Here is a 449-nt window from a genome sequence, read left to right on the forward strand (position 1 = left end):
ACGTCGTAGGCGCCGTTGAGCAGGCCGGTCATCTGGGACGGTTTGCTGACGCTGCCGACGGGGGAGCAGATGCCGCTGTTCTGTTCGTTGCCGATCTTCACCCAGCCAGGCGTGACACCGCCGGCCTTGAGCAGCTTCAACGAGTCGTCGACGTACCGGCGCAGCGCGTCCCGCATCTGCGCATAGCTCATGTTCGCCCATGCCTTGGGCGGCTTCTGCACGCCCACTGAGTTCCAGGTGTCACCGAAGTGGAAGCCGAGCAGCACCTGCATACCCGCGTCACGGCAACGCTGCGCCATCTTGACGGTCTCCTGGATGCTGCAATGACCGTTGGCGGGGCTGTTGGACGGGTTCACCCAGGTGCGCAGACTGATCGCCGTCAGGCCGTAACTCTTGAGGATGGTGAACAGGTCCTGCCGCACGCCGGACTTGTTGAGCCAGTAGTAGCC

At 63.7% G+C, this 449-nt stretch carries 1 protein-coding gene; it reads right to left on the bottom strand.

The annotated features are described in order from the left end of the window. A partial coding sequence (locus UK23_RS47840) for a glycosyl hydrolase 53 family protein (RefSeq protein ID WP_045318525.1) occupies positions 1-449 on the bottom strand: 449 nt, incomplete at both ends.

The sequence above is a fragment of the Lentzea aerocolonigenes genome (assembly GCF_000955955.1).
Taxonomy (GTDB): Bacteria; Actinomycetota; Actinomycetes; order Mycobacteriales; family Pseudonocardiaceae; genus Lentzea; species Lentzea aerocolonigenes_A.